Genomic DNA, 26,334 nt, shown 5'->3' with positions numbered 1-26,334 from the left:
TGCACACGCCCGCTCAAGGTGTTCAATCCCCGGTTGATGCCGGAACGACGCCCGGCACGAAGCCGTCGTGCGTCATCCGGCATTTCACCGGCGGCATCGTGTTCTTCCTGATCGAAGGTTCGGCGAAGGCCGGCTGACGCGCGAGCATCACCACGTCGTCGCGGCGGTCGGATACGTCTCGACGATGCGTGTGCCGTTGACGGGCGTCACGCCCTCGTTGCGCAATGCGGCCCACAGGTCGATCGCATGCTCGCGCGACTTGCGGCTGCCGTCGTCGGTCAGCACGTTCAGCGCGATCACTTCGTCGCGCGTGGTCAGTTGCAGTTGCTCCTTCAATTTGCGCGACTGATGCGACGCGGTACGCACCTCGCGAAGCACGATCCGCTGCTCGGCGAGCGGCGCCGGCACGGCGCCCGCATCGGCGGGCAGGAACGTCAGCCGCCCGTTGCCGACTTCGCATTGCCCGCGCGTGAACGTCGCGCTCCACTCGCCCGCCGGCACGGCCGCGAATTCGCAGCGCATCCGTTCGCTCGCGCGGCGGCCGACGTCGTGTTCCGGCGCATGCGACAGCGCGCGCTCCGGCCAGCCGGCCGCCGTTGCGGCCGTCGCCGTCAGGCACGCAGCCAGTACGATCGCTTTCATCATGTTGCGCATCGTCCGTTCCTCCTCGAAAAAATATCAACGCACTGCCAAGCCGTTGTCATGCGCATCGACGACCGGCGCGGATTCGCCGCGATGCACCGTCGCGCGATGGATTTCCTGATTGCGGGCGATGGTGGCCGGGCTCGGCGGATAGTCGTGCTTCGGACTCGGGATCACGCCGTCGTGACGGGCACGCAGCAGTTCCTGGCGCACTTCCTGTCGTGTCCTGGACTGCGCGGTGGCCGACTGCGAGAAAGCGGCGATCGACAGCGCGGCAACGGCGATCGAAATCAGGGGTCGTCGAATGTTCATGAGCTTCGCTCCTTGTCCGGAATGGGTAACGTGAGTTCCAAGATTGATCCGATGGCGGTGCGCGATCATGAACACGGGATGACGATTTCGTCATCGCATGCCACGCCCTGAATCGCAGTGCGAAGCAAATCGACGAGATGCTTCGACTCACATGACGCGTGAATGACATTTTCCTCATTTGTCCCTCACCGTCGCGATTCGAACGGTTCCCAGAATCGCCTGCACGTTCGCCATATTCGTCGCCCGCACACGGAACGCGCGGCGGCGCGATCGACGGACGCACGAAACGATCAACTCGAACCTCAGGGACCCAACATGAACACTCCATCTCGGCTCGTCATGCTGTCCGGTGCGCTGCTCACGACCGCCCACGCGGTTCACGCGTCGGAAGTCAGCCTCTACGGCCTGTTCGATACGTCGCTGACGTACGTCTGGAATGCCAATGCAGACGGCAAGAATCTCGTCGGCCTGGGCAACGGCAACCTGCTCGGGAACCGCTTCGGCGTGAAAGGCGCGGAAGACCTCGGCGGCGGGCTGAAGGCGATCTTCACGCTGGAGAACGGCTTCAATCCGAATACCGGCGCGCTCGGGCAAGGCAACCGGATGTTCGGCCGGCAGGCGTTCGTCGGTCTCGACAGCTCGCGCTGGGGCACGCTGACGATCGGCCGCCAGTACGACGCGCTTGCCGATGTCGCATGGCCGATTACCGGCGATTTCTACTTCGGCAGCGTGTATGCGACGCCCGGCGACGTCGACAACTACGACACGTCGTCGCGAACCGACAACGCAGTGAAGTACACGTCCCCCGTGATCGCCGGGTTCCAGTTCGTCGGTATGGTTGCGCTCGGCGGCGTGGCCGGCAAGACGGGCGCGGGACAAACCTGGTCGGCCGGGCTTTCGTACGGCAACGGCCCGATCGATGTCGCGGGCGGCTACTACTACACGGCCAACAAGTCGCCGCTTGCCGACGGCATCCGGACCGGCTGGAACGGCACCTCCGACGGCACGTTCGACGGATCGCTGGTCAACGGCGGCTACATCTCCGCGAAGTCGATCGGCATCGCACGCGGCGCGTTGCGCTACAGCTTCGCGCCCTTCGCGGTCGGCATCGACTACAGCAACGCGCAGTACAAGGCCGATGCGATGTCGGCGTTTCGCAGCACGCAGAAATACGATACCGCGCGCGGCTTCTTCAACTATCAGGCGAGCGCGAGCCTGCTCGTCGGCGTCGGCTACAGCTACACGAAAGCCCGCGGCGATACGCGCGCGACCTACCATCAGGTGTCGGCCGGCGCGGACTACGTGCTGTCGAAACGCACCGATCTCTATGCGGTCGGCGCGTGGCAACGCGCGAACGGCGAGCAACGCACGCTCGACGGCGGCACGCAGACGGCGCAGGCGTCGATCGGCTCCTATGGCTACGGCGGCACGCGCACGCAAGGGATCGTCAATCTCGGGCTGCGCCATCGTTTCTGATCGGGGCAGCGGCAACGCGCGGGCACGCGCATGACGAAAATTTCATCTTCCGATCAGGTTCGCGATGCATCGTGTCGCTACCATCGAATGCGTGACGGGCAATGCCCGTTGCAATCCACGCAAGCGGATCGCTGTCGCACGGCACGATCACGCGTTCGGCCCGGACACCGTGAGTGCCGGGCTTTTTTTCGTCAGTACGACGGATCAAGGCGTGACGTTGCGCTTCGGGAACAGGCACGGATGCGTCTTCACGTGGAAGTTCGGATTGCCGCAGCGATGTCCCGCATAGTCGATCTGCTCGCCGGGCGTCAGGCCGGCGGGCACCGCATTGCGCGCGGCCTTCGGTGCGGACGATCCGACCGTTCCAGCATCGGGACGGGACGACGCGCAACCGGCGACCAACGGGGCAATCAGCAACGCAAGCAACGACAGGCGAATGGCGGGACGATCCACTGTTTGGTCCGGAATGAAAGTCGAAACGAAGCCGGCCGCCTTCCATGCCGGCGCGGCGAACGGCGCGCATGCCGACGACACCATCGGCCGTCGGCAAGCGACATGCTCCGCTTTCCGTTCATCGCACGCATGACCCGAACATGACGATCGCGTCATGTCGGCCAGGGCCCGCACGTTGGACACGCCGCCGCGCAATCTGACGGATTTTTCATCTGCCGATCACGGTCACGCTCGGCTGCTTTCGCATACTGGTTCCATGGATCGCCACCCGGCGGCCTCATCAAGGAGAGCTCCATGAAAACGGTAAAACTCGCTGCCCTGTTCGTCACCGCGACGCTGTCGCTCGGCATCGCCACGCAAGCCGCATTCGCGCAAACGCAAACACAAATGCAGGGCAAGACCCGCGCGGAAGTCATCAACGAACTGAAGCAGGCGCAGCACGACGGCGTGGTGCCGACGAGCAAGACGCAGTACCCGCCGACCGGCGAGATCGTCGCGCGCAACAAGGAGCTTCACGGGATTTCGGTGCATGCCGGCGAGAAGGCGCCGCAGGCCGACAATCACGACAGCCTCGCGACCCGCTGATGCCGGTCAGGCGCGGGCGCTGCCGCGCGATCGCGGGCAGCGTGCCGCGCGCCGCCGTATCGCGGCGAACGCGCGGCCGTGCCGGCGTGCGATCTCAAGCATGGGCCGCCGGCATCGTCTTCGGCGCACCCGGCGGCCGCTGCGGAAAGCGCAGCCAGAATGTCGTGCGCCGGCCGGGAACGCTGTCGACCCCGCATTCGCCGCCATGGTTGTCCATGATCGACCGGACGATCGCGAGGCCGAGGCCCGTCCCCGACGCCGAATTGTGCCGCGACGGATCGACGCGATAGAAGCGCTCGAAAATCCGCGCGACGTGCTGCGCATCGATGCCCGGCCCCGTATCCGATACGGCGATCGTCGTCGCGCCGGCCTGTTCCGAACAATCGATCGTCACGACACTGCCGCGCGGCGCATACGCCAGCGCATTGGACAGCAGGTTGCTCAACGCGCGCTGATACAGCGTGAGATCCGCATCGACCCATGCGTAGCCGTCGACCTTCACCGACACACCCGCGTCCTCCGCGAGCGGCTCGTAGTAGCCGGCGACTCGCGAGGCCTCCTCGGCCGCATCGAGCCGCCGCACGTCGATCGACGTGCCGGCCTGCTCCGAGCGCGCGAGGAACAGCATGTCCTCGATCATCCTCGACAGCCGCTGATACTCGTCGATGCTCGACTCGATCACGCTGCGATATTCGTCCGCGCCGCGCGGCTGCGACAGCACGACCTGCGCGGCCGCCTGCAGGTTCGTGAGCGGCGTGCGCATGTCGTGCGCGAGATTCGACGAGAACTGGCTCAACCGCGTAAACGATTCGTTCAGGCGCGCGAGCATCCCGTTGAACGCATGCTCCAGTTCCTTCAGTTCACCTGACGTATCGAGTTCCGGCAGCGGATGGGCCAGCCGGCTCGTCGACATCTGCTCGGCCCGCGCCGCGAAGCGCCGCAACGGGCTCAGCCCGAGCGCCGCTATGCCGTATGCGATCGCGGCCGCCAGCACGACGCCGAACACCTCGATCACGACGATCGTATAGGCATGCGTGCGCAGCAGCAGCACGTCGGCGCTGCGGTCGTACTGCACCGCGACGCGCACGACGGGCGCGCCCGCGCCGGCGAGCGGCACGGTCATCACCAGATACTGATGCCGCACGCCGGGCGGCGCGACGAATACCGGAATACGGCCCGCGTCCGTCGACAGCAGCGGCGCGTAGGTCCGGAATCCCGGCGTGCCGACGATGCGCGTGCCGGCCGCATCGTAGATCGCCAGGTCCATGTTCGGATGCCCATGCAACTGGTCGATCCAGATATCGGGGTTGCGCGCGACGTCGGCCGTCGAACGCGCTTCCGCCAGGTGCGTGCCCAGCGCGGTCGAAATACCGGCCATCTGCTCGGCCGCCGTCGTCTCGATGCGATTGCTCAACGCCTCGTACAGCGCGACGCCGCTCGAGGCGAGGATCACCGACGTCGACAGGATGATCAGCGCGGTCAGGCGTCCGCGCAGCGTGCGCGGCAGCAGGCGCGCGATCATTTGGCCGCGCCGTCGCGCACTTCGAGCACGTAGCCCATCCCGCGCACGGTGTGGATCAGCTTCGGTTCGTAGGCGTCGTCGATCTTCGAGCGCAGTCGCCGAATCGCGGAATCCACGACGTTCGTATCGCTGTTGAAGTTCATGTCCCACACCTGCGACGCGATCGTCGCGCGCGGCAGGATCTCGCCTTCGCGACGCATCAGCAGCCACAGCAGCGCAAATTCCTTCGCGGTCAGCAGGATCGTGTCGCGCTGCCGCGTGGCCTTGCGGCGCGTCAGGTCGAGTTCGAGATCGGCCACGCGCAGCGTGTTCGAATCGCGCGGCTGGCCACGCCGCAAAATCGACTTGATGCGCGCGGTGAGTTCGACGAAGTCGAACGGCTTGGCCAGATAATCGTCGGCGCCGAGTTCGAGCCCCTTCACGCGGTCGCCGACGTCGTCGCGCGCGGTGAGGAACAGCACGGGCGTCGACTTGCTGCGACGCAGGTTCTGCAGCAGCGTCCAGCCGTCCTGCCCCGGCAGCATCACGTCGAGCACGAGCAGATCGTACTCCTCGGTCTCGGCCTGATGCTGGCCCGTGATGCCGTCCTCCACCCAGTCGACGACATAGCCGGCTTCGGTCAGGCCCTTGCGCAGATAGGCGCCGGTTTTCGGTTCATCCTCGACAATCAGAATTCGCATCACGCATTACCCTTGAAGAAACCCAGCCGGCGCAGCACGCCCGCGCCGAACCCGCCGCGCAATACCGCGCGCCACGACACCGCGTGGCTCACGCGGTACAGCACCGGCAGCACCAGCAGCGTCAGCGCCGTGGACGACAGGATACCGCCGATCACGACCGTCGCGAGCGGGCGCTGCACCTCGGCGCCGGTGCCGGTCGCGAATGCCATCGGCAGGAAGCCCAGCGACGCGACGAGCGCGGTCATCAGCACGGGCCGCAGCCGCGTGAGCGCGCCTTCGCGCACGGCCGCGTCGAGCGGCATCCCGTCGTCGCGCAGGTTGCGGATGAACGAGATCATCACGAGACCGTTGAGCACCGCGACGCCGGACAGCGCGATGAAGCCGACCGCCGCGGTGATCGACAGCGGAATCCCGCGCAGCCACAAGGACACCACGCCGCCGCTCAGCGCGAACGGAATGCCGGTGAAGACCAGCAGCCCGTCCTTCACGTTGTTGAACATCACGAACAGCAGCACGAACACCATGAACAGCGCGAGCGGCACGACGAGCTTCAGCCGCTCGCTCGCGCTCTGCAACTGCTCGAACTGGCCGCCCCACGACACCCAGTAGCCGGCCGGCACGCGCACGTCCTGTTGCAATTGCTCGCGCGCATCGGCAACGAACGAGCCGACGTCGCGGCCGCGCACGTTCGCGCTGACGACGACGCGCCGCTTGCCGTCCTCGCGGCTGATCTGGTTCGGGCCCGGCGCGACCTCGATCGTCGCGAGTTCCGCGAGCGGCACGTACGGCGCCTGCGCGAGCGGCGCGCTGGCACCCGCGGCCGGCGCGGGCAGCGCGATCGGCAGACGCTTGATCGCCTCGATGTCGGAGCGCAGCTCGTCCGGCAGCCGCACGACGATGTCGAAGCGGCGATCGCCCTGGAACAGCGTCCCCGCCTTCTGCCCGCCGACGGCCGCGGCCACCGTATCCTGCAGGTCGGCGACCGTCACGCCGTAGCGCGCGAGCTTGTCGCGGTCGAGGTTGACGGTCAGCACGGGCAGGCCGGTGGTCTGCTCGACCTTCACTTCGGATGCGCCCGGCACCTTCTGCAACGCGGCCGCGATCTGCTCGCCGGTCTGGTTCAGTACGGTCATGTCGTCGCCGAAGATCTTCACCGCGACGTCGCTGCGCACGCCCGAGATCAGCTCGTTGAAGCGCAGCTGGATCGGCTGCGAGAACTCGTACGCGTTGCCCGGCAGTTCCGCCAGCGCCTCTTCGATCTCGCGCACGAACTGATCGCGCGGCTTGTTCGGATCGGGCCACTTGTCGGTCGGCTTCAGCATGATGTAGCCGTCCGACAGGTTCGGCGGCATCGGATCGGCCGCGATCTCGGCCGTGCCGGTGCGCGCGAACACGCGCTCGATTTCCGGGAAGCGCGCCTTCAGCGTCTTCTCGATCGCCTTCTGCATCTCGACCGATTGCGACAGGCTCGTGCCGGGAATGCGCAGCGCGGCGACCGCCAGATCGCCCTCGTTCAGGCTCGGGATGAACTCGCTGCCGAGCCGCGTCGCGAGCCCGAGCGTGGCCAGCACGATCGCGCCGGCGCCGAGCATCACGCGCGCGGGGCGCGTCATGAATGCGGCGAGCACGGGTTCGTATGCACGCCGCGCCCAGCCCATCAGCCGGTTTTCCTTTTCCTCGACGCGCTCGCCGATGAACAGCGCGACGGCTGCCGGAATGAACGTGACGGTCAGCACCATCGCCGCCGCGAGCGCCATCACCACGGTGACGGCCATCGGATGGAACATCTTCCCTTCGACACCCGTGAGCGCGAAGATCGGCAGGTACACGACCATGATGATCAGTTGCCCGAATATCAGCGCGCGGCGCGCCTCCTGCGATGCGCCGAATACTTCCGCGAAGCGCTCGTCGCGCGTCAGCGGCCGGCCCGCGACGGCCTGCGCATGCGCGAGCCGTCGCACGCAGTTCTCGACGATCACGACCGCGCCGTCGACGATGATCCCGAAGTCGAGCGCGCCGAGGCTCATCAGGTTCGCGCTGACCTTCGCGTTGACCATCCCGGTGAACGTCATCAACATCGACAGCGGGATCACGAGCGCGGTGATCAGCGCCGCGCGGATGTTGCCGAGAAACAGGAACAGCACGGCGATCACGAGGATCGCGCCCTCCAGCAGGTTCTTCTTCACCGTCGCGACGGCCTTCTCGACGAGCACGGTGCGGTCGTAGACGGGAATCGCCTTCACGCCGGCCGGCAGCGTGCGGTTCACGTCCGCCATCTTCGCGGCGACGGCCTTCGCGACCGAGCGGCTGTTCTCGCCCATCAGCATGAACACCGTGCCGAGCACGACCTCCTCGCCGTTCGACGTCGCGGCGCCGGTGCGCAACTCGCGGCCGATGTCGACGAGGCCGACCTCCTTCATCCGCACCGGCACGCCCCCGACGTTGGTCAGCACGATGTTCGCGATGTCGTCGACGGTGCGCGCCTGGCCCGGCACGCGCACCAGGTACTGCTCGCCGCGCTTCTCGATGTAGCCCGCGCCGACGTTGTCGTTGTTGCGTTCGAGCGCGCGCACGACGTCGGCGAGCGTCAGCCCGTACGACATCAGCTTCGCCGGGTTCGGCGCGACGCGGTATTCCTTCACGTAGCCGCCGATCGAATTCACCTCGGTCACGCCGCGCACGTTTCTCAGTTGCGGCCGGACGACCCAGTCCTGCAGCTCGCGCAGGTCGGCCGCCGTGTAGCGTGTACCGTCGGGCTTGCGCGCGGCCGCGTCGGCCTCGACGGTCCACAGGTAGATCTCGCCGAGGCCGGTCGACGTCGGCCCCATCGCGGGCGCGATGCCGGCGGGCAGCTTGTCCTTCGCTTCCTGGATGCGTTCGTTGACGAGCTGCCGCGCAAAGTAGATGTCGGTGCCGTCCTTGAAGATCACGGTGACCTGCGACAGACCGTAGCGCGAAATCGAACGCGTCTGCTCGAGGCCCGGCAGGCCGGCCATCACGGTCTCGACCGGATACGTGATGCGCTGCTCGGCCTCCAGCGGCGAGTAGCCGGGCGCGGCCGTGTTGATCTGGACCTGCACGTTCGTGATGTCGGGCACCGCGTCGATCGGCAGCTTCTGGTAGCTGAACACGCCCAGCGCGGCCACGGCCGCGATCGCCAGCATCACGAGCCAGCGGTGCGCGATCGCAAAGCGGATCAGGCGCTCAAACATGGCGGGATTCCTCGAAGCGGGGAACGTCCACTGCGTGGGCCTTCGATACGTGACGCTCATTCATGTTCCGCGCTCCCCTTGCCGAGCTCGGCCTTCAGCACGAAGCTGTTCGCGGCCACATATTCCTGGCCCGGCTTGAGCCCCTTCAGCACTTCGGTCGCACGGTCGTCGCGCCGCCCCGTCTCGACGGCCTGTGCGACGAAGCCCTTCGGCGAGCGCACGAATACCGACGGCACGCCGTCGACGTCCTGCAGCGCGTCGCTCGCGACGGCGAGCGGCACGGCCTGCTTGCCCGCGTCGACCGACACGTTCACGAACATCCCCGGCCGCCACACGCCGTCCGGATTCGGCAGCACGACGCGCGCGGGCGCGGTGCGCGTCTGTTCGCCGAGCAGCGAGCCGACGTAAGCGATCGGGCCGTTCGAGCGCGATTCGAACGCGGTCGCGCTGACCGTCGCGTCGCGGCCGACGCGCACGTCGTTCAGCCGCTGCGCGGGCACGGCCATCTCGGCCCACACCGTCGACAGGTCGGAGATCACGAACATGCTCGCGTCGGCGGCGATCGCTTCGCCGGGCGTCGCATGCTTCTCGACGATCGTGCCCGCGAACGGCGCGCGCAACTCGTAGCGGTTCAGCGCGCCCGCGCCGGCCGGCGCGTTCAGCGCGGCCAGTTTCTGCCGCGCGTTCTGCACGGCGATCTCGGCCTCGCGCAACTGAACCTGCGCCTGCTGGTAATCCTGTTCCGCCGAGATGCGCTCCTGCCACAGCGTGCGTTCGCGTTCATAGGTCGCGCGCGCGCCCGACAACCGGCGTTCGGCGGTCAGCAGTTCGCTGCGACGGTCCGCGAGATCGGTGCTCGCGATCACGGCCAGCACCTGCCCCTTCGCGATGTTCTGCCCGAGCGACACCGACACCTGTTCGACGATGCCGGCCACGCGCGGCACGACGTGCGCGGTGCGATCCTCGTTGAATTTGATCTCGCCCGGCAGTTGGAACGGCGTGGCGATCTGCGCGGGGCCGGCCTTCGCGAGCGCGATCTTCGACGTCTTCAACTGCTCATCGGTCAGCGCGATCGCGCCGTCCGCGCGCGCGAACGGAAACGACGCGGCCTCGTTGCCCGCCTTGACGTCGATCGTCGCGTCGAACACGTGCGGCTTCGCGATCGATTGCGCCGACACGAACTTCTGGCCCGCGGCGTCGAAACGCATGGGTTCGTGCGAGCGGTCGTACCGCACCAGCGTGCCGGACACGGCAACGCCCTTGGTCGCAGGCTTGCCGTCGACGAACGGATAGACGACGAGCCGCGCGTCGCCGGGTTTTTCCGTCATCACGACCTCGACGGACAATGTGCCGCGCGTGAGCACGACGCCGCCGTGCGAGCCGGTGCCGACGCCGTCGGCCGCCTGCGCGGCTTCGGTGCCCGCGGGCACGGACGCACCGCCTCGCGTGACGGCGAGCGCGCCGAGCACGATCCCGACGCCGCCGAGCACGGCCGCCGCAATGATGAAGATTCTGCTGCGTGACATGATGATCCTTCAGGTAAGAAGCGCGGCTATTGCGCAACGCCCGCGAGCGGCGTGCCGACGAGCCGGCCGATGTCGGCGCGGGCCGCATGCGCGTCGGCGAGCGCGCGCACGTATTGCGATTGCCCCTGGAACAACGTGCGCTGCGCGTCGAGCACGTCGAGGAAGCTGAATTTGCCGAGCTCGTAGCCGCGCGACATCGCATCGAGCGCGAGCCGCGCGCCGGGCAGGATGTCGGTCTTCAGCCGCCGCGCTTCCTGCGCGGCCGCGTCGAAATTCGCGTACGCCTGCGTGAGTTCGAGCCGCAGCCGCGTGCGCTCGCGGTCGAGATCGGCATTCGCGCGCTCGGCCTTGTGCGTCGCTTCGAGCAAGGCGCCACGGTTCGTATCGAAGAGCGGAATCGGAATCGACACCCCGACCACCGCCTGGTTGTCGGGCACGCCGCCCGTCGTCACCCGCTTCATGCCCGCGCTGACCGTCACGTCGGGAATGCGCCGCGCGCGTTCGAGCGACACGGCCGCGTTCGAGCGCAGCATCTGCGCGCGCGCGACGCGGGCGAGCGGCGCGTCGTCGAGCTGCGCGGTCAGCGCGGACAGCGGCTCGACCGCTGGCACCACTTCCAGATCGCCGAGCGCGACGCGGCGGTCGCTGCGCGCTTCACCCATCACCGCATTCAGCTTCTCGCGCGCGACGTCGACACGGCCGCGCGCGGTCGCCACCTCGATCTGGACGCCGGCCGCCGCCACCTGCGCCTTGGTCGCCTCGACCGGCGACACCTTGCCGGCCTGCGCGCGGCGGCCCGCGAGGTCCGCCGAGCGCGCGGCGATCGCGGCCGACTCTTCGGTGACCTGAAGTTGCCGCTGCGCGGCAAGCAATCCGTAGAACGCCGCGACCACATCGGCGCGCACGGCGGCGCCCTGCTCGTCGAGCGACGCGTTCGCGGCCTCGCGGCCGTACGACGCGACATCGAGCCGCGCGCGGCGCTTGCCACCGAGTTCGATGGTCTGGTTGATCAGCGCGGTCGACGTGCGCTCCGCACGGCTGAAGCCTTCCTGCAGGAACGACACTTCCGGATTGGGACGCGCGCCGGCCTGTATCAGCGCGCCGGCCGATGCGTCGACGTCCGCGCGCGCGCCGCGCAACGCCGGGTTGTTGCGGGCCGCTGCCGCGAGCGCGTCGGACAGCGTCAGCAATGGGGAAGAAGCGGCGTCGGACGGCGGTGCGACAGCGGAAGCCGTCGAGGCCAAGACCGGGGCCGCGACCTGCAGCGATTGCGCATTGGCCGTCGCGGCCGTCGCGAAGACGACGGCCACGGCGAGGGTGAGCTTGAGCATGTTCGGTTCTGCGATAACGGTTCGCACCGATGCTACGGATCGGGTGCAGTGCGAACATGAGCCGAAGATGACATTTCCGTCATGTTGGATGCGACGACGTGCGGACGTGCGGCGTCCTGCGGGAGCAGGGTCCGCTTCGTGGATCGGATGATTTCAGTGAATGTGCGGTGCGATCGCCGCACGGAAGGAAAACAACATTGCCGGCTCGACGACGGCCGGCGCGCAGCTTTACACGCTGCCCCGCTTCGCGCGCCGGCGTTGCGCCAGCCAGTCGAGCAGTCGTCGTCCGTCGCGTTCGCCGAACCAGCGTGCGTGCCCGAGCAGGTAGCCGTCGTGCGCGACGTCGACGATCGCCGGGGCCTCGATGATGCACCCGAAATACGCAACTTCCGACAGCGCGAACTCCGTATGCACGATCGGCAGCATCGCGACCAGCGCCGCATACGCATCGTCGCTCAGCGGTTCGAGCGATTCGTAGCCGTCGAGCAGCGCATCGATGTGCGCGTATTCGATGCGGCGCGCATCGGCCAGCGCCATCCAGTCGATCGTATTGCGCTCGATCGCCAGCGCGACGTCCATCACCGCGCACGTGCGATCGGACAGGCCGAAGTCGAGCACGGTGCGCACCCGCGCGCCGGGGCCGGCATCGGTCCACAACAGGTTCGACGCGTGCCAGTCGCCGTGCGTCCACAGCGGCGGCAGCGCGGGAAGCAGCGGCACGAGGCGCGCATGATACGGGCCGATCGCATCCGCTACGTCGCCGCGCCAGTCGCGCGTGCCGAGCGCGCGCACCAGCAGCGGCTGCGCATCGACCCAGCGTTCGAGCGCACCCGCCAGATCGGCGGACGACAGTACGCGGAAACTCGACAACAGCGTGCGCACGGGCCGCGCCGGCGCATCGTAGCCGGCCGATGCGCGATGCAGTTCGGCCAGCGCGCGGCCGGCCGCGTATGCATGCGAAGGATGCGTGAACGGCTGCCACGACATCACGCCGCGATACGCATCGACACCCGGCGCGACCACGTGCACTTCATAGGTCCAGTCGCCGGATGCGAACGCGGTCGCGCCGTCGCGACCGGCGAGCACGTCGGCGACCGGAACATCGCGTGCACGCAGATGCGCGATGAAGCGATGCTCTTCCTCGAGTCCGGCGACATCACGCAGGCTCACGTGATGACGCTTGACGAACAGCGTGCGCTCGTCCGTCGTGTGCACCAGCACGGCCGCCGAGAACGGCCGCGGGCTGTGCCACGTGAGCCGCGCCGGCGCGCCGACGCCATCGATCCGCGCGAGCACGCCCGCGACTTCGTCGTGCGTCATCAGCGGCCAGTCGCGTTCGGCCTGCTCGCCGTCGACGCCGAATTGCGGCGGTGCGACGTCCCGCGCGTCGACGGCGTCACGCGACGCAGGCGCGTTCGGCTCGAGAGGAAATGTCATGAACGACGCAGCTCCGTTGTTGAATCGGCCCGTGAATCAGCCCGCCGGGCTCGCCGTCGCGCGCAGCGCGTCGGCCGTCCGGCTCCAGTCGCGCCAGCCGATGACGGCGAGCGCGATGAACAGCGCATAGAGTCCGGCCGTCAGATACAGTTCCTTGAACACGAACATCCCGACGTATACGACGTTCACGACGATCCACAACCCCCACGACGCGATGTAGCGCCGCGCGGTCCAGTATTGCGCGACGAGGCTGAACGCGGTCAGCGACGCATCGACGAACGGCAGCGCCGCGTCGGTCCAGCGCGCCATCATCCCGCCGAGCAGCGCGCTGCCGACGACGGCCGCGATCAGGTCGGGCAGCATCTGCCGCGGCCGCACGCCAGTGACGGGCGCGACATCGCCGGCCGGCGCCGCGCCGCCGCTCGCCTCCAGCGTACGCTGCGCGATCCAGCGGCGCCAGCCGTACACCTGCAACACCGCGAACGCGCCCTGCAGCAGCATGTCGGAATACAGCTTCGCGTCGAAGAAGATCCAGCCGTACAGCGCGACCGACGCGAGCCCGACCGGCCAGCACAGCATGCGCCGTTTCGCGGTCAGCCAGATCGCGAGCGCGCTGACGATCACGCCGGCGATTTCGAGTGGGGACATCGTCTGTGCTCTCCTGGTTGGCTGCCGGGGCCGCGCATCACGCGGCCGGATCCGGACGATCAGAAATCATAGGTCAACGATACGCGGGCGGTGCGCGGCGCGCCCGGGAACAGGTACGCGTCGCCCTGCTGCTCGCCCGCGTCGCGCCAGTAGAACTTGTTGAACAGATTGTCCACCGACACGCGCAGCACCGTGCGATGGCCCGCGATCTTCGTCGTATAGCGCGCGCCGAGATTGAACACGAACCACGACGGCACGCGCGCGGTGCCTTCCTCGTTCGCATAGCGCGCGGCGCTGTACTCGACGCCGCCGAGCACGTTCAGACCGGCGACGCCCGGCACCGCGTAGTCCGCATACAGCGATGCGCGCAGCGCCGGCACGTTGATGATCTGGTGCCCCTCGTACGCCGGCGAACCCGAATCGTACGCGCGCGCGCGAATCGCCGCGACGCTGGCCGTCAGCCCGAGCCGCTCGGTCACGCGCCCGGCCGCGCCGAGTTCGATCCCCTGGTGGCGCTGCGTGCCGCGCTGCACGAACGTATAGCTCGTGCCCGACGCATCGGGATCGGCGAACTGGAACGGCTTGCTGATCGAGAATACGGCGGCCGTGAGGCTCAGCCGGTCGAGCCAGTCGTATTTCGCGCCGAGTTCGAACTGATGCGATTCGACCGGCGGCAGGAACGCATACGCGTTGGTCGCGCGCACCGGCGCCTGGTCGCCGAGCGACAGCGCCTTGCTGTACGACGCGTACAGCGACAGCACGTTCACCGGCTTGTAGACGAGCGCGACCTGCGGCAGGAACACCGAGCGGTCGGTGTGCGTCGCGTCGCCGTCGAGGCTGTTCCAGCTGCGCTGGCGCAACAGCACTTCCTTGCCGCCCGCGAGCACCTGCCAGTGCTCGCCGATGCTGATGCGGTCGAGCCCGAACACGCCGTACTGCCACGCGTCGAGCTGCGGATACGACGGCCCGGCCGTGTTCGGCGACGGCGTGAACGCGACGTCGGGCCCATAGATGTTCTCGCTGCCCACGTAGTCGTACACGGCGTTCGCCATGTGTACGACGCGGCGCTGCACGCTCACGCCGAGCGTCAGCTCGTGGCGCAGCGGGCCCGTCGCGAACCTGCCCGTCGTCACCGCGCGCAGGTCGTCGTTGCGGCGGTATTCGCCCGGGCTGCGGAAGTCGTACACGTCGTAGTCGCCGTTCGCGCCGAAGAAGAACGGCGACGTCGTGCCGGCCGCGCAGCTCGCCGCGTAATAGCAGCCGTACGCGAACGCGCTGTTGTCGTCGATCATCGTGCGGCTGCGGCCGGCGGCGACGTAGGCCTTCCAGTCGTCGTTGAACTGGTAGTCGAAGCGCGCGTTCAGGTTCAGCGCATCGGTCGTCACCGGCTTCGCCCACGGCTGCGTGCCGAGCGCCTTCGACGTCGTGTTGACGGACGGCACGACGGTGCCGCCGAGCAGTTGGTAGCCGGGCGCGGAGCGCTGGATCCACTGCTGGAATTCCGCGTTCAGCTGCAGGCTCGCGCGCGGGCTGATGTCCCAGTCGGCGGCGATCGAGCCGAACGTGCGTCGCCCGTTGGTGCCGTCGATGTACGAATGCATGTTCTCCTTCGCGGCATTGATCCGGAAGCCGAACTGATTGTCGGGGCCGAAGCGGCGGCCGAGATCGACGGCCGCCGACGTCGAGCCGCGGCTGTCGACGCCGGTCGTCACGCTCGCGACGTTCGCCGAGCGCTTCGTCACGAAGTTGATCACGCCGCCCGGCGCGACCACGCCGCTGTCGATGCCGGCCAGTCCCTTCAGGATCTCGACACGCTCCTTGTTCTCGAGCGGCACGTTCTGCTCACCGGACACCGTCAGCCCGTCGATCCGGATCGCGCTCGCGAGATCGACCGGAAAGCCGCGGATCGCGAAGCCTTCGAAATAGCCGACCGGCGCATAGTCGTTGACGACCGACGCATCGTTGCGCACCACGTCGCTCAGGCGCTTGGCCTGCTGGTCGTCGATCAGCGCCCGCGTGACGACGTTGACGGAGGCCGGCGTGTCGCGCAGCGGCGCATCGTCGAGCCCCGCGACCGACGCCTCGCGCACGCGAAACGAGCCGCCGCGCTCGCCGCTGACCGTGATCGTCGGCAGTGTCGCGGCCCGGGCCGCATCGGCGTCGGATGCCGGCGCGTCGCCCTGTGCCGCGGCGGCCTGCGCCGCGAAAAGCGTGATGCTGAGACCGACGCCAAGCCCGACCTTCGCGCGCCGCCGCCGTGCGGGCGCCGCTGTTGTTCTATTCACCGTCATTGTTCTGGATGGAAAACTCGCCACTCGATCCTGTCGAAACACTCGAAACGCGTTATGCAGCCGCGAAGCGCGACCTCGCGCAAGAACCCGCGGCGGCCCAGCGGACGCCGGGCGCGAACGTCGACACGACATTCATCAGACGAATCGGACGATCGGGCAGCATGCGTGCCGATCGATCGGGAAAGCGCTGGATGGGACATCGGATGACGGTGACGCGCCGGGCACCGACGCAGCCGCCGACCGGTTCGTCGGGGGCGTGTCGGGCGGCCGGCTGCATCGCACGCGGCTTGTCATGCGGGGGGAAGCTTCGAACGCCCCGTTACGGGCGCGACGTACTTGCGCGCGCCGTTCGCTGGAACGGCGGCATGCCCGTCGCGCGCGACATCGCGGCGCGGCGCGCATTTTACCCCGGGCGGGGCTGACCGCCCTGGAATCGGGCAAATCGGAGGCGTGGGAGGCGGGAACGGACACCGCGCGATTCATGCGGCACGGCGACGGCGCCGAGGTGCGCGTGACTGGCGTCGTGCGCGGGCACCTCGATGGCCGGCACGGTCACGCGGCCGGATACCGGAGCGGGAACGTTCGCCCGCTCGCGATTCGGCGGTCGGTCAGAACCCCTGCATCGTCGCGGTCGGATCGACGACCAGGTGCACCACGCCGTAGATCACCGCGCCGACCAGCACCGCGAGCACGATCGCCACGAACGGCAGCAACGTGTAGTTGACGTTCGCGAGATCGGCGGCGTGCGCCTTGCTGTTGCGTACGCCGAAGAAACTCCACAGGACCAGCTTGATCATGCCGAGCAGTTTCATGGTTGTGCTCCTTTCATCGAATCGGTTGACGCTATCGTCGACCCGACCGGCATCCGAAAAAAGCAGCAGTTGCGCGCGCTTTTCGCGCAGCAGGCCATCTGCGGCGGCATGTCGCATGGTGCGTTCAGCGCTCGAGCACGAGCGGCGTCACGGCCCCTTCGGCAGGCTGCGCGACGCACAGCAGCACGCAGCCGGGTTCGACCGGCGCATCGTGCGACTGCACGTAATCGACCGCACCGGACAGCATGCGCGTCGCGCACGTGCCGCACGACCCGGAACGGCACTCGGACGGCACCGCCACGCCCTGGCCTTCGGCAAATTCGAGCAATGTGCCGTCGGCGGGTGTCCATGCAGCTTCGCGGCCCGTGCGCCGGAATACGACTGGCACGCTCGCCACTGGGGGCGCTGCTGCCGCACGGGTCGTGTTACGCACGACGCTCGACGGCCCGAACGCCTCGAAACGGATACGCTCGTCCGGCACGTTCAGCGCGCGCAACCCGTCGTACAAATCGCGCATGAACGCGGACGGCCCGCACAGGTAGAAATCGTAGTCGTCGAACGGCAGGATGCGCTTCAGTTGCGCGATGTCGATGCGCCCCGGTCGCGCCGCGCCGTCGCGCTGCGGCCGGCTGTCGAACCAGTGCAGCGACACGCGTGCGTCCGCGTCGGCGATGCGCGTCAATTCAGCCGCAAACGGTCGGTCGGCCGTATAGCGCGCGCCGTGCACGAACACCACGCGGCGCGACGCCTTGTCGTCGGCCAGCGCGCGGCGCAGCATCGCGATCATCGGCGTGATGCCGATGCCGGCCGACACCAGCACCGCCGGACGCGGGCTCGCGACGTCGAACGTGAAGCGGCCGCGCGGCATCTGCGCGTCGAGCGTCATGCCTGCCCGAGCATGATCGTGCAGCCACGCCGACACGCGTCCTTCGCGCTTCACGGTGATCCGGTAACGTGGCGCGCCCGGCGCATCGGACAGCGTGTAGCTGCGGATCGTCGGCGCGTCGCTGCCCGGCAGCGCGACGCGCAGCGTCAGGTGCTGCCCGGCTTCGTACGTCGGCAACGCGTCGCCATCCGCTGCTTCGAAATGAAACGAGCGGATCGCGCGCGCCTCGTCGACGATCTTCGCGATGCGCAGCGGGCGCCATGCGGGAGCCGATGCGATTGCCGATGAAGGCGCGGACGTGAGTGCCGTTGCCGATGCGAGTGCGGACGGCACCTGCCCGCCCGCCGCAACCGCGCCCGCCGCCATCGCCGCGAACTGCGGCGCGCGTTCGACCGCCGACCACCTGAACGGCAACACCGCGCGCATGCGCCGCACTTCCCGCACGTGAAACCGCACGACCCGCTGCGCGCCATCGAACGACGCGACGAGCGGCCCGTCCCACACGATCTCCGCCCGCGCGGCGACATACAGCAGATCGCCGCTGTCGAAATCGACGAACAGCAGCCCCGCGCGCGGATCGTGCTGCAGGTTGCCGAGCGTGTTGAAGAAGCGGTTGCCGCTGAAATCCGGCGTCGTCAGCGTGTGCGCGTCGTCGACGCGCACGAAGCCCGGCATGCCGCCGCGATGCGACACGTCCGCGCCGCGCGCGGCGCCCGCGTCGGCCGACGTGTTCGCACTCGCGACGAAGAACGTATCGGCCTGCGCGAGCAGCGCGCGATCCGCGTCGCTTAGCCGGTCCGATATGTCGGACGCAATGGACGCCCCGGCTTCACGCGCGACGAACGTGGGTTTGCGGCCCTGGATGTACTTTGCACAGTTGCCGAAGCTCTGCTCGACCGCGATCGTCAGCGCGCCGCCGTCGGTCGCGCGCACGACGCCGTTCACGCGATTGCGCCGGCGCGTATCGAACTCGATCCCGAGCCCGCCGAGCGGCGCACCCGGCTGCCACGCGCCGGCCAGCGGATCGTCGGGCAGCGCATCGCCGTCGATGCGCAGCGTGCGCGCGTCCGGCGCCGTCACGAAACCGGGCGTCCCGACCCGCAGCGTCGCCCACGGCTGGCCGTGCGCATCGACGCCGCCGAGCACGAAGAACGGCAACTGCGCAAAGAACGTCCGGTGCTGGTCCGGCATGAAGCGGCGAATCCCGCGCCGGCCGGCCGTGCCCGCGGCCTCCGTCACGCCCGCGCGCTGCTGCACGGCAAGCTCGCCCGCGTGAAACGGCGCGACGTCGAGTTCCCAGCCCGGTACGGCGGCGGTCGGCGTGGTCATCGCGTTCTCCCGGTCAAGGCGCGGCTTCGCGTCAGGCGGCAAGCAGGCCGGCGCGGGTCGGCGGCATCGCGACGAAGCCCGGCAGCGCCTCGACGCGCGCGAGCCACGCGCGCACGTGCGGATACGGTTCGAGCGACACGCCGCCTTCCGGCGCGTGTGCGATGTATGTGTAAGCGGCGACGTCGGCGATCGTCGGCTGCGCACCCGCGGCGAACGGCTTGCCGGCGAGTTCCCGGTCGATCACGGCCAGCACCTTCGCGGCCGTGCGCTTGGCCGCGTCGTGATCGAGCGGCGCGCTGAACACGGTGACGAGCCGCGCGGCCGCCGGCCCCGATGCGATCGGCCCGGCCGCGTACGACAGCCAGCGCTGCACGGTCGCCGCGCCGGCGGCATCGTCGGGCAGCCAGTGCGCGTCGCCGTAGCGCTTCGCGAGATACACGAGGATCGCGTTCGAATCGGCGAGCACGGTGCCGTCGTCGTCGATCACCGGCACCTGGCCGAGCGGATTGAGCGCGAGGAATGCGGGTTCGCGCTGCGCGCCGGCCGCGAGATCGACGTCGACGGTGTCGAACGGCAGCCCCAGCAGCGACAGGAACAGCCGCACGCGATGCGCATGCCCCGACAGCGGGAACGAATAGACACGAACCGGACGGGCGGGCTTGCTGGCGGCTGGCATGGAGAGGCTCCTGGATCTCGCGCCGCCGGGAATCGGCGACGAACGGCCCCAGCGTAGCGCTCGCCGTTCGTGTCCAGAAGACGGATAATCGCTGAAACATTATCCTTTTCCATAGGACAATCGACGATGGCCGATCTTCGCGACGTGAACCTGAACCGGCTGGCGATCTTCGTCGCGGTGGTCGATGCCGGCTCGCTGACGGCCGCGGCCGAGCGGCTCGGCCTCGCGAAGACGGTCGTCAGCACGCACATGCAGCGGCTCGAGTCCGAGGTCGGCGCGAACCTGCTGGTGCGCACCACGCGGCGGCTGAGCGTGACCGATGCGGGGCGCGCGTTCTACGACGCGTGCCGCGACATCGTGCGCGCGACCGAAAGCGCGCTCGACGCGGTGTCGTCCGACGCGGGGCCGCTGCGCGGCACGCTGCGCGTGAGCGTGCCGATCGACTACGGCGCGCTCGTCGTCGCGCCGGCCGTCGTCGCGCTGCGCGATGCGCATCCGGGGCTCGACGTCGAGCTGATCGCGAACGATCGCGTCGTCGATCTCGTCGCGGACAATCTCGACGTCGCGATCCGCATCGGCCGCCTCGCGGATTCGAACTATCGCGCGGTGCAACTCGGCGAGTACGAGAAATGGCTGGTCGCGAGCCCGGCGTTCGTCGCGCGGCACGGGCTGCCGCGCGCCCCGGATGCGCTCGCCGCGCTGCCGTTCGTGATGCTGTCGACGCTGTCGCGCCCGCATACGCTCGAACTTCTCGACGCGAGCGGCGGCCATGCGTCGGTGCGCTGCGTCGCGCCCGTCGTGTCGAACACGGCGACGGCCTGTCGTGCGATCGCGCTCGCGGGCGGCGGCTTCGGGCTCCTGACGGATTTCTCGATCGCGGAGGACGTCGCGGCCGGCCGGCTCGTCCGGCTGCTACCCGCATGGCGCTCGGCGCGGGCCGGGATTCACGCGGTGTATCCGTCGACGCGGCTGCCTTCGCCGAAGGTGCGTGCGTTCATCGATGCGATGAAGGCGAGAATCGGAGAAGCGCGGTCGGTGACGCCGGCACGATCGAAACGCTCGAGGGGCTGAAGCGTCGGATGGCTCCGCGACGCAACCGGATGAGAATCGCGCAAGTCCGATCGTCGCCGCATCCTAGCCCGCTTCGCGCAACGTCCCCAGCAGCACCTTCCTGCAACTCGCGACCATCTGCGCCTCCGGGTCGCGATACCCGGTGAGCAGCCACGCCGCGCCGACGTTCGTCATCGCGCCGACCAGCGCGAGCCCGACGAGCCGCTGCTCGGTGCGCTCGGCAGGCGTCACGGCCTCGCGCGCCGTGCCGATCGCCATGATCAGCTTGCCGAAGTCGATCAGTATCCGCTGGTACGTCATGTCGGTATCCGCGCTCACGCCCATCACCTCGAGCAGCAGCACGCGCGCCGCGCACGGATCGCGCAGGAATCCGAAGAACGCGGCGAGCCCCGCGTCGATGCGCTCGCGCAGATCGCCGCCGCGCGCCGCCACCGCCCGCGCGACCGCGTCGTGCAGCTGCTGCGCGTGATGCAGGTAGGTGCAGCGCAGCAGATCCTCGGTACTGTCGAACGCCGCATAGAAATAGCGATCGTTGAGCTTCGCTTCCTGGCAGATCGACCGCACGGTCGCCTTGCGGAAGCCGACCGTGCCGAACACGCGCGTCGCCGCGCGGATCAGCGCATCGCGCCGCTCGGCGGCCCGCACCTCGGGCGCCACGCCGCCGTATGCCCGGCCCCGTTTTTCCGTTTCGAGTGCTTTCTCCATTTCGCTATTTGACATCAGGACACCCGAAAACTAAAGTGGTGACGAATAACACCACAATAGGCGCGCCGCCGACGCAGCGCAAGCGGAACGGGAGGAACGACGAATGAAGGGTTTTTCCGGCAAGGTCGCCGCGATCACGGGCGCCGGCTCGGGCATGGGCCGCAGCCTCGCGGTCGAGCTCGCGCGGCGCGGCTGCGAGGTTGCGCTCGCCGACGTCGACGAAGTCGGGCTCGCCGGCACGGCGGCCGCGTGCGCGAAGCACGGCGTGCGCACGAGCACGCGGCGGCTCGACGTCGCCGACCGCGATGCGGTGTTCGCGTGGGCCGATGACGTGCGCGCCGAACACGGCAAGGTCAACCTGGTCTTCAACAACGCGGGCGTGTCGCTGGCCGCGAGCGCCGAGACCGCGCGCATCGCCGATCTCGAATGGATCGTCGGCATCAATTTCTGGGGTGTCGTGCACGGCACGCAGGCGTTCCTGCCGCATCTGCGCGCGTCGGGCGACGGGCACGTGATCAACACGTCGAGCCTGTTCGGGCTCGTCGCGATGCCGACGCAGAGCGCGTACAACGCGACCAAATTCGCCGTGCGCGGCTTCACCGAGGCGCTGCGGATGGAGCTCGAACTCGACGGCGCGCCCGTCAGCGCGACCTGCGTGCATCCGGGCGGCGTCGCGACCAACATCGTCGACGCGAGCCGCGTCGACACCAGCATCCACGCGCTCACGGGCCAGGACGAAGCGACCCACCGCCGTCAGGCGAACCGCCTGATCAACGCGACGACGGCCGACGATGCCGCGCGGCAGATCCTCGCCGGCGTCGAGCGCAACGCGCGCCGCGTGCTGGTCGGCGCCGATGCCCGCCGCCTCGACAAGCTCGCGCGCCTGCTCGGCGCCGGCTACCAGCGGCTGGTGCTGCGCCACGTGCGCCGCGCCCGCGCGCGCAATCTCGAGCGCATCCATGCGCCGGCCGCGCTCCCGACCACCCCGACCAAGGATCCCGCATGACCTCGACGACGACCGAGCGGCGCGACGTGCCGTCCGCCCGCGGCGACAGCCGCGACCTCGACGTGCTGATCGTCGGCGCCGGCCTGTCCGGCATCGGCGCCGCCTATCACCTGAAGCGGCGCTGCCCGTATGCGAGCGTGGCGATCGTCGAGGCGCGCGACGCGATCGGCGGCACCTGGGACCTGTTCCGCTATCCCGGCGTCCGTTCGGATTCCGACATGTTCACGCTCGGCTACAGCTTCCGCCCGTGGCACAGCGACAAGGCGATCTCGGACGGCCAGACGATCCTCGACTACATCCGCGACACCGCGCGCGCGTATGGCATCGACCAGACGATCCGCTACGGCCAGAAAGTGGTCGCGGCCGACTGGGATTCGAACCGCGCGCGCTGGACGGTGCACATCGAGCGCACGCGGGACGGCGCGGTCGACACGCTGGTCTACACGTGCCGCTTCCTCTACATGTGCAGCGGCTATTACGACTACGACGGCGGCTACCTGCCCGACTGGGACGGCATGGAATCGTTCGAAGGCCGAATCGTTCATCCTCAGCAATGGCCGAAGGACCTGTCGTACGCGGACCGGCGCGTCGTCGTGATCGGCAGCGGCGCGACGGCCGTCACGCTGGTGCCGTCGATGGCGGCCGATGCGAAACACGTGACGATGCTGCAGCGCTCGCCGACCTACATCGTGTCGCTGCCCGCACGCGACAAGATCGCGAACGCGTTGCGCCGCGTGCTGCCGTCGAGCCTCGCGCACCGGATCGTGCGCATGAAGAACGTACTGCTGACGATGTACCTGTACAACGTGTCGCGCCGCAAGCCCGAGCAGACGAAACGGTTCATCATCCGCGCGGCCGGCAAGCAGCTCGGCCCCGGCTTCGACGTCGCGAAGCATCTGACGCCGCGCTACATGCCGTGGGACCAGCGCGTGTGTCTCGTGCCGAACGGCGACCTGTTCAAGTCGATCCGCGCGGGCCGCGCCTCGATCGTCACCGACGAGATCGAGCGCTTCACGCCGACCGGCCTGAAGCTGAAGAGCGGCCAGCAGCTCGACGCGGACGTGATCGTCACCGCGACGGGACTGAAGGTGAAGATGCTCGGCGGCGCGCGCGTCACGGTCGACGGCCGCGCGGTCGATCTGCCGCAGACCGTGTCTTACAAGGGAATGATGTACAGCGACGTGCCGAACCTCGCATCGTCGTTCGGTTACACGAACGCGTCGTGGACGCTGAAGGCCGAGCTGATCGCGCGCTACGTGTGCCGGCTGCTCAACCACATGCGCGCGAACGGCTACGACACCTGCGTGCCGCGGCTCGGCGCGGGTGATCTCGGCGACGTGCCGGCGGTGAACCTGAGCTCGGGCTACATCCAGCGCGCGGCCGGCATCCTGCCGAAGCAGGGGCACCGCAAGCCCTGGAAATTCCATCAGAACTACGTGCTCGATCTCGCGTCGCTGAAGTTCAGCGGGCTCGCCGATTCGGCGATGCAGTTCGAACGCCGCGCGAAAGCCGGCCCGGCCGCCGCGCCGGTCGCCGACCCCATACTCGAAACCCGTTGAGGCCGACATGAGCCATACGCTCCACCTGATCCAGAACGTGCTGCTCGGCGTCGTCGCGGTGCTCGCCGCGCTTGCGCTGTTTTCCGGCTACGTCGCGCGCCGCGTGACGCGCGCGTTTCCGCCCGAAGGCCGCTTCGTCGACATCGGCGGCGACCACATCCATTACGTCGAATACGGCAGCGGCCCGCCGCTCGTGTTCGTGCACGGGCTCGCCGGGCAATGGCGCAACTTCGCGTACCTGCCGCTCACGCGGCTCGCGCAGCATCATCGCGTGATCCTCGTCGACCGGCCCGGCGCCGGCCGCTCGCTGCGCGGCGCCGGTTCGCAGGCGAACGTGTTCGCGCAGGCCCGCACGATCGCCGCGTTCATCGACGCGCTGAAGCTCGATCGGCCCGTGCTCGTCGGCCACTCGCTTGGCGGCGCGATCGCGCTCGCGGTCGGCCTCAACCATCCGGAGCGCGTGAGCCGGCTTGCGCTGATCGCGCCGCTGTCGCACGAGCAGACCGAGCCGCCGGCGCCGTTCAAGCCGCTGATGCTGCCGTCGCCGCTGGTGCGCCGCTTCGTGTCGTGGACCTTCGCGATCCCGCTGACGATCCTGACCGGCCGCAAGGCCGTGAGCCAGGTGTTCGCGCCGGAAGCCGTGCCGCGCGACTTCCCGGTGAAGGGCGGCGGGCTGCTCGGGATGCGGCCGCACGTGTTCTACGCAACGGCGACGGACCTGCTGTCGGCGCCCGTCGACCTCCCCGCGATGGAGCGCCGCTACGCGGACCTCGCGTTGCCGGTCGACGTGCTGTACGGTCGCGCCGATCCGATCCTGAACTGGCGTACGCACGGCGAGGCGCTCGCGCAGAAGTCGGCGCGCGTGCGGCTGAAAGTCGTCGAAGGCGGGCACATGCTGCCGGTCACGATTCCGGACGCAACGGCGGACTGGCTGCTCGAAGTCGCCGCCGCGCCGGTCGAGACGCCAACGCAGAGCGCGCACGTCGCGCATTGATCCGCCGCGGGCCTGCCGGCCGCGACGCGCCGCGCGCCGGTCAGCCTTCGTCGTCGGGCAGCGACAGCCCGAGTTCCGTCATGACCTCGCGCGCGCTGCGGAACGCCTCGACCGCCGCCGGCGCGCCCGCGTACAACGCGCTGTGCAGCAGCACCTCGCGGATCTCGACGAGGCTCGCGCCGTTGTTGAGGGCGCCACGCACGTGGCCCTTCAGTTCCGTGCTGCGGCCGAGCGCGGCCAGCATCCCGCAGGTACAGAGGCTGCGCGTCTTCAGGTCGATCCCGCCGCGCTGCCACGTGCTGCCCCACGCGTGCTCGTTCAGCCAGTTCTGCAACGGACGCGAAAAACCGTCGAGGTCGCGCATCGCACGCTCGACGAACGCCTCGCCCATCACCTCGGTGCGGCGCGCCTTGCCCTGTTCCCTGTCCTGTTCGCTCATGTCGTGTCCTGTCTGAAGTCGTGGCCGCTTCGGCGTTGCCCGCGGCCGGATGGGTCCGCTTCATGTTCGCGGCGCGCGGGCGTTTCGTCAAAGACCGTGTCCTCGGGTCGTGGCCGGCCACGTCACATGCGGAACGTCGGTCGAACGCTACGTAACATCCGGCCCGGCGTTACGGTTCCTTACGGGAACATCACGGCGAGTGCGCCGGCACGTCCGGGGGCTCCGTCTCGCGAAAGCGCCATTCCTCCGTTTAATTCGCGTCGATATTCCCGATTCCCGCAACAAAGCGCTGGCGCGTTTCGCGAAAGATGTCATGGCGCGGAATTTGCAGTAATGGCCCGGACACAACTTCCAATGTCGAGGCCTCCATGCACCATTACTTAAAGAAGTCGGCCGTATCGCTGGCCGTCCTGTCGCTGCTCTCGCTGTACGGCTGCGGCTCGGTCGACGGGCCGGTCACGCCGTCGATCAAACCGAGCTCGTCGGGTACGTCCGGGACTTCGGGTACCTCTGGCACTTCGGGCAGTTCCGGTACGTCGGGTACTTCCGGCACGTCAGGCAGTTCCGGTACGTCGGGCACTTCCGGCACGTCGGGTACCTCCGGCACCTCGGGCACCTCCGGCACGTCGGGCACTTCCGGTACCTCGGGTACCTCCGGTACGTCGGGCACCTCCGGTACGTCGGGCACCTCCGGTACGTCGGGCACCTCCGGTACGTCGGGCACCTCCGGTACGTCGGGCAC

General features: G+C 68.7%; 23 protein-coding genes and 1 pseudogene. 6 read left to right on the top strand and 18 right to left on the bottom strand.

Annotated elements, in window-relative coordinates; genetic code table 11:
• Window positions 1-22: 22 nt before the first annotated feature.
• The 3 genes from WS45_RS36070 to WS45_RS10635 are packed head-to-tail and all read right to left on the bottom strand — an operon-like array spanning window position 23 to window position 1,023.
• Window positions 23-148 (bottom strand): hypothetical protein, encoded by a 126-nt coding sequence (locus tag WS45_RS36070; RefSeq protein WP_257140332.1) that lies wholly within the window; start codon window positions 146-148, stop codon window positions 23-25.
• Complete coding sequence (locus WS45_RS10640) at window positions 148-645, bottom strand: hypothetical protein (protein WP_257140331.1); 498 nt, start codon at window positions 643-645, stop codon at window positions 148-150. The genes WS45_RS36070 and WS45_RS10640 overlap by 1 nt, the downstream gene beginning before the upstream one ends.
• A gap of 33 nt (window positions 646-678) precedes the next feature.
• Complete coding sequence (locus WS45_RS10635; protein WP_257140408.1) at window positions 679-1,023, bottom strand: DUF4148 domain-containing protein; 345 nt, start codon at window positions 1,021-1,023, stop codon at window positions 679-681.
• A gap of 246 nt (window positions 1,024-1,269) precedes the next feature.
• Here WS45_RS10635 and WS45_RS10630 point away from each other — a divergent pair, with 246 nt between their 5' ends.
• A complete protein-coding gene (locus WS45_RS10630; RefSeq protein ID WP_059699756.1) occupies window positions 1,270-2,430 on the top strand; it encodes a porin in 1,161 nt (386 codons plus the stop codon).
• 204 nt (window positions 2,431-2,634) lie between these two features.
• Here the strand turns inward: WS45_RS10630 and WS45_RS10625 are convergent, their stop codons facing one another.
• The gene (locus tag WS45_RS10625) at window positions 2,635-3,078 is read right to left on the bottom strand and encodes a hypothetical protein (protein WP_257140330.1); all 444 of its coding nucleotides are present in this window, start codon (window positions 3,076-3,078) and stop codon (window positions 2,635-2,637) included.
• A gap of 99 nt (window positions 3,079-3,177) precedes the next feature.
• On the opposite strand from WS45_RS10625, the gene WS45_RS10620 reads away from it, so the two are divergent.
• Entirely contained in the window at window positions 3,178-3,468 is a 291-nt protein-coding gene (locus tag WS45_RS10620; protein ID WP_059531872.1) for a DUF4148 domain-containing protein, read from the top strand.
• A 94-nt stretch (window positions 3,469-3,562) separates the two neighbouring features.
• Here the strand turns inward: WS45_RS10620 and WS45_RS10615 are convergent, their stop codons facing one another.
• The 11 genes from WS45_RS10615 to WS45_RS10560 form a co-directional block, all read right to left on the bottom strand.
• Window positions 3,563-4,990 carry a heavy metal sensor histidine kinase gene (locus WS45_RS10615; RefSeq protein WP_059699753.1) on the bottom strand — a complete coding sequence of 476 codons (1,428 nt, stop codon included), beginning with the start codon at window positions 4,988-4,990 and terminating at the stop codon, window positions 3,563-3,565.
• A complete protein-coding gene (gene irlR, locus WS45_RS10610) occupies window positions 4,987-5,670 on the bottom strand; it encodes a heavy metal response regulator transcription factor IrlR (RefSeq protein ID WP_059466657.1) in 684 nt (227 codons plus the stop codon). The genes WS45_RS10615 and irlR overlap by 4 nt, the downstream gene beginning before the upstream one ends.
• Complete coding sequence (locus tag WS45_RS10605) at window positions 5,670-8,882, bottom strand: efflux RND transporter permease subunit (protein ID WP_059699750.1); 3,213 nt, start codon at window positions 8,880-8,882, stop codon at window positions 5,670-5,672. The genes irlR and WS45_RS10605 overlap by 1 nt, the downstream gene beginning before the upstream one ends.
• A 56-nt stretch (window positions 8,883-8,938) precedes the next feature.
• Entirely contained in the window at window positions 8,939-10,408 is a 1,470-nt protein-coding gene (locus WS45_RS10600; protein ID WP_059699748.1) for an efflux RND transporter periplasmic adaptor subunit, read from the bottom strand.
• 26 nt (window positions 10,409-10,434) lie between these two features.
• Window positions 10,435-11,739, bottom strand: coding sequence for a TolC family protein (locus WS45_RS10595; protein WP_059699746.1), 1,305 nt, complete (start codon window positions 11,737-11,739; stop codon window positions 10,435-10,437).
• A gap of 228 nt (window positions 11,740-11,967) precedes the next feature.
• The gene (locus tag WS45_RS10590) at window positions 11,968-13,176 is read right to left on the bottom strand and encodes a phosphotransferase enzyme family protein (protein WP_059699745.1); all 1,209 of its coding nucleotides are present in this window, start codon (window positions 13,174-13,176) and stop codon (window positions 11,968-11,970) included.
• Between the two features lie 36 nt (window positions 13,177-13,212).
• Complete coding sequence (gene pnuC / locus WS45_RS10585) at window positions 13,213-13,824, bottom strand: nicotinamide riboside transporter PnuC (RefSeq protein ID WP_059531890.1); 612 nt, start codon at window positions 13,822-13,824, stop codon at window positions 13,213-13,215.
• A gap of 59 nt (window positions 13,825-13,883) precedes the next feature.
• Window positions 13,884-16,115 carry a TonB-dependent siderophore receptor gene (locus tag WS45_RS10580; RefSeq protein ID WP_059699741.1) on the bottom strand — a complete coding sequence of 744 codons (2,232 nt, stop codon included), beginning with the start codon at window positions 16,113-16,115 and terminating at the stop codon, window positions 13,884-13,886.
• Window positions 16,116-16,723: 608 nt separating this feature from the next.
• Window positions 16,724-16,927 carry a DUF2970 domain-containing protein gene (locus tag WS45_RS10570; protein ID WP_059531896.1) on the bottom strand — a complete coding sequence of 68 codons (204 nt, stop codon included), beginning with the start codon at window positions 16,925-16,927 and terminating at the stop codon, window positions 16,724-16,726.
• A gap of 124 nt (window positions 16,928-17,051) precedes the next feature.
• The gene (locus WS45_RS10565) at window positions 17,052-19,142 is read right to left on the bottom strand and encodes a pyridoxamine 5'-phosphate oxidase family protein (RefSeq protein ID WP_059700552.1); all 2,091 of its coding nucleotides are present in this window, start codon (window positions 19,140-19,142) and stop codon (window positions 17,052-17,054) included.
• A gap of 31 nt (window positions 19,143-19,173) precedes the next feature.
• A complete protein-coding gene (locus WS45_RS10560; protein WP_059531899.1) occupies window positions 19,174-19,818 on the bottom strand; it encodes a glutathione S-transferase family protein in 645 nt (214 codons plus the stop codon).
• A 126-nt stretch (window positions 19,819-19,944) separates the two neighbouring features.
• On the opposite strand from WS45_RS10560, the gene WS45_RS10555 reads away from it, so the two are divergent.
• Entirely contained in the window at window positions 19,945-20,889 is a 945-nt protein-coding gene (locus WS45_RS10555) for a LysR family transcriptional regulator (RefSeq protein ID WP_059699736.1), read from the top strand.
• A 63-nt stretch (window positions 20,890-20,952) separates the two neighbouring features.
• Here the strand turns inward: WS45_RS10555 and WS45_RS10550 are convergent, their stop codons facing one another.
• Window positions 20,953-21,609: a TetR/AcrR family transcriptional regulator gene (locus WS45_RS10550; RefSeq protein ID WP_059699734.1), complete on the bottom strand. Its 657-nt coding sequence runs from the start codon at window positions 21,607-21,609 to the stop codon at window positions 20,953-20,955.
• Between the two features lie 88 nt (window positions 21,610-21,697).
• On the opposite strand from WS45_RS10550, the gene WS45_RS10545 reads away from it, so the two are divergent.
• Genes WS45_RS10545 through WS45_RS10535 form a run of 3 tightly spaced genes read left to right on the top strand, consistent with a single transcriptional unit; the run spans window position 21,698 to window position 25,153 of the window.
• Window positions 21,698-22,600 (top strand): SDR family NAD(P)-dependent oxidoreductase, encoded by a 903-nt coding sequence (locus WS45_RS10545; protein ID WP_059689452.1) that lies wholly within the window; start codon window positions 21,698-21,700, stop codon window positions 22,598-22,600.
• Window positions 22,597-24,159 (top strand): flavin-containing monooxygenase, encoded by a 1,563-nt coding sequence (locus tag WS45_RS10540; RefSeq protein WP_059699732.1) that lies wholly within the window; start codon window positions 22,597-22,599, stop codon window positions 24,157-24,159. The genes WS45_RS10545 and WS45_RS10540 overlap by 4 nt, the downstream gene beginning before the upstream one ends.
• 7 nt (window positions 24,160-24,166) lie before the next feature.
• Window positions 24,167-25,153, top strand: a complete 987-nt coding sequence (locus tag WS45_RS10535) for an alpha/beta fold hydrolase (protein WP_059531914.1) — start codon at window positions 24,167-24,169, stop codon at window positions 25,151-25,153.
• A gap of 40 nt (window positions 25,154-25,193) precedes the next feature.
• On the opposite strand, the gene WS45_RS10530 is transcribed toward WS45_RS10535, so the two are convergent.
• Together WS45_RS10530 and WS45_RS36410 are read right to left on the bottom strand one after the other, a co-directional pair.
• Window positions 25,194-25,592 carry a carboxymuconolactone decarboxylase family protein gene (locus WS45_RS10530; RefSeq protein WP_059699730.1) on the bottom strand — a complete coding sequence of 133 codons (399 nt, stop codon included), beginning with the start codon at window positions 25,590-25,592 and terminating at the stop codon, window positions 25,194-25,196.
• 376 nt (window positions 25,593-25,968) lie between these two features.
• Window positions 25,969-26,334: pseudogene (locus WS45_RS36410) on the bottom strand (highly repetitive protein); the annotation flags it as partial.

Source organism: Burkholderia sp. RF2-non_BP3 (genome assembly GCF_001522185.1).
GTDB classification, from domain to species: Bacteria; Pseudomonadota; Gammaproteobacteria; order Burkholderiales; family Burkholderiaceae; genus Burkholderia; species Burkholderia diffusa.
The sequence above is the reverse complement of the archived record's forward strand: the minus strand, read 5'-3'. Positions and strand labels throughout refer to the sequence as shown.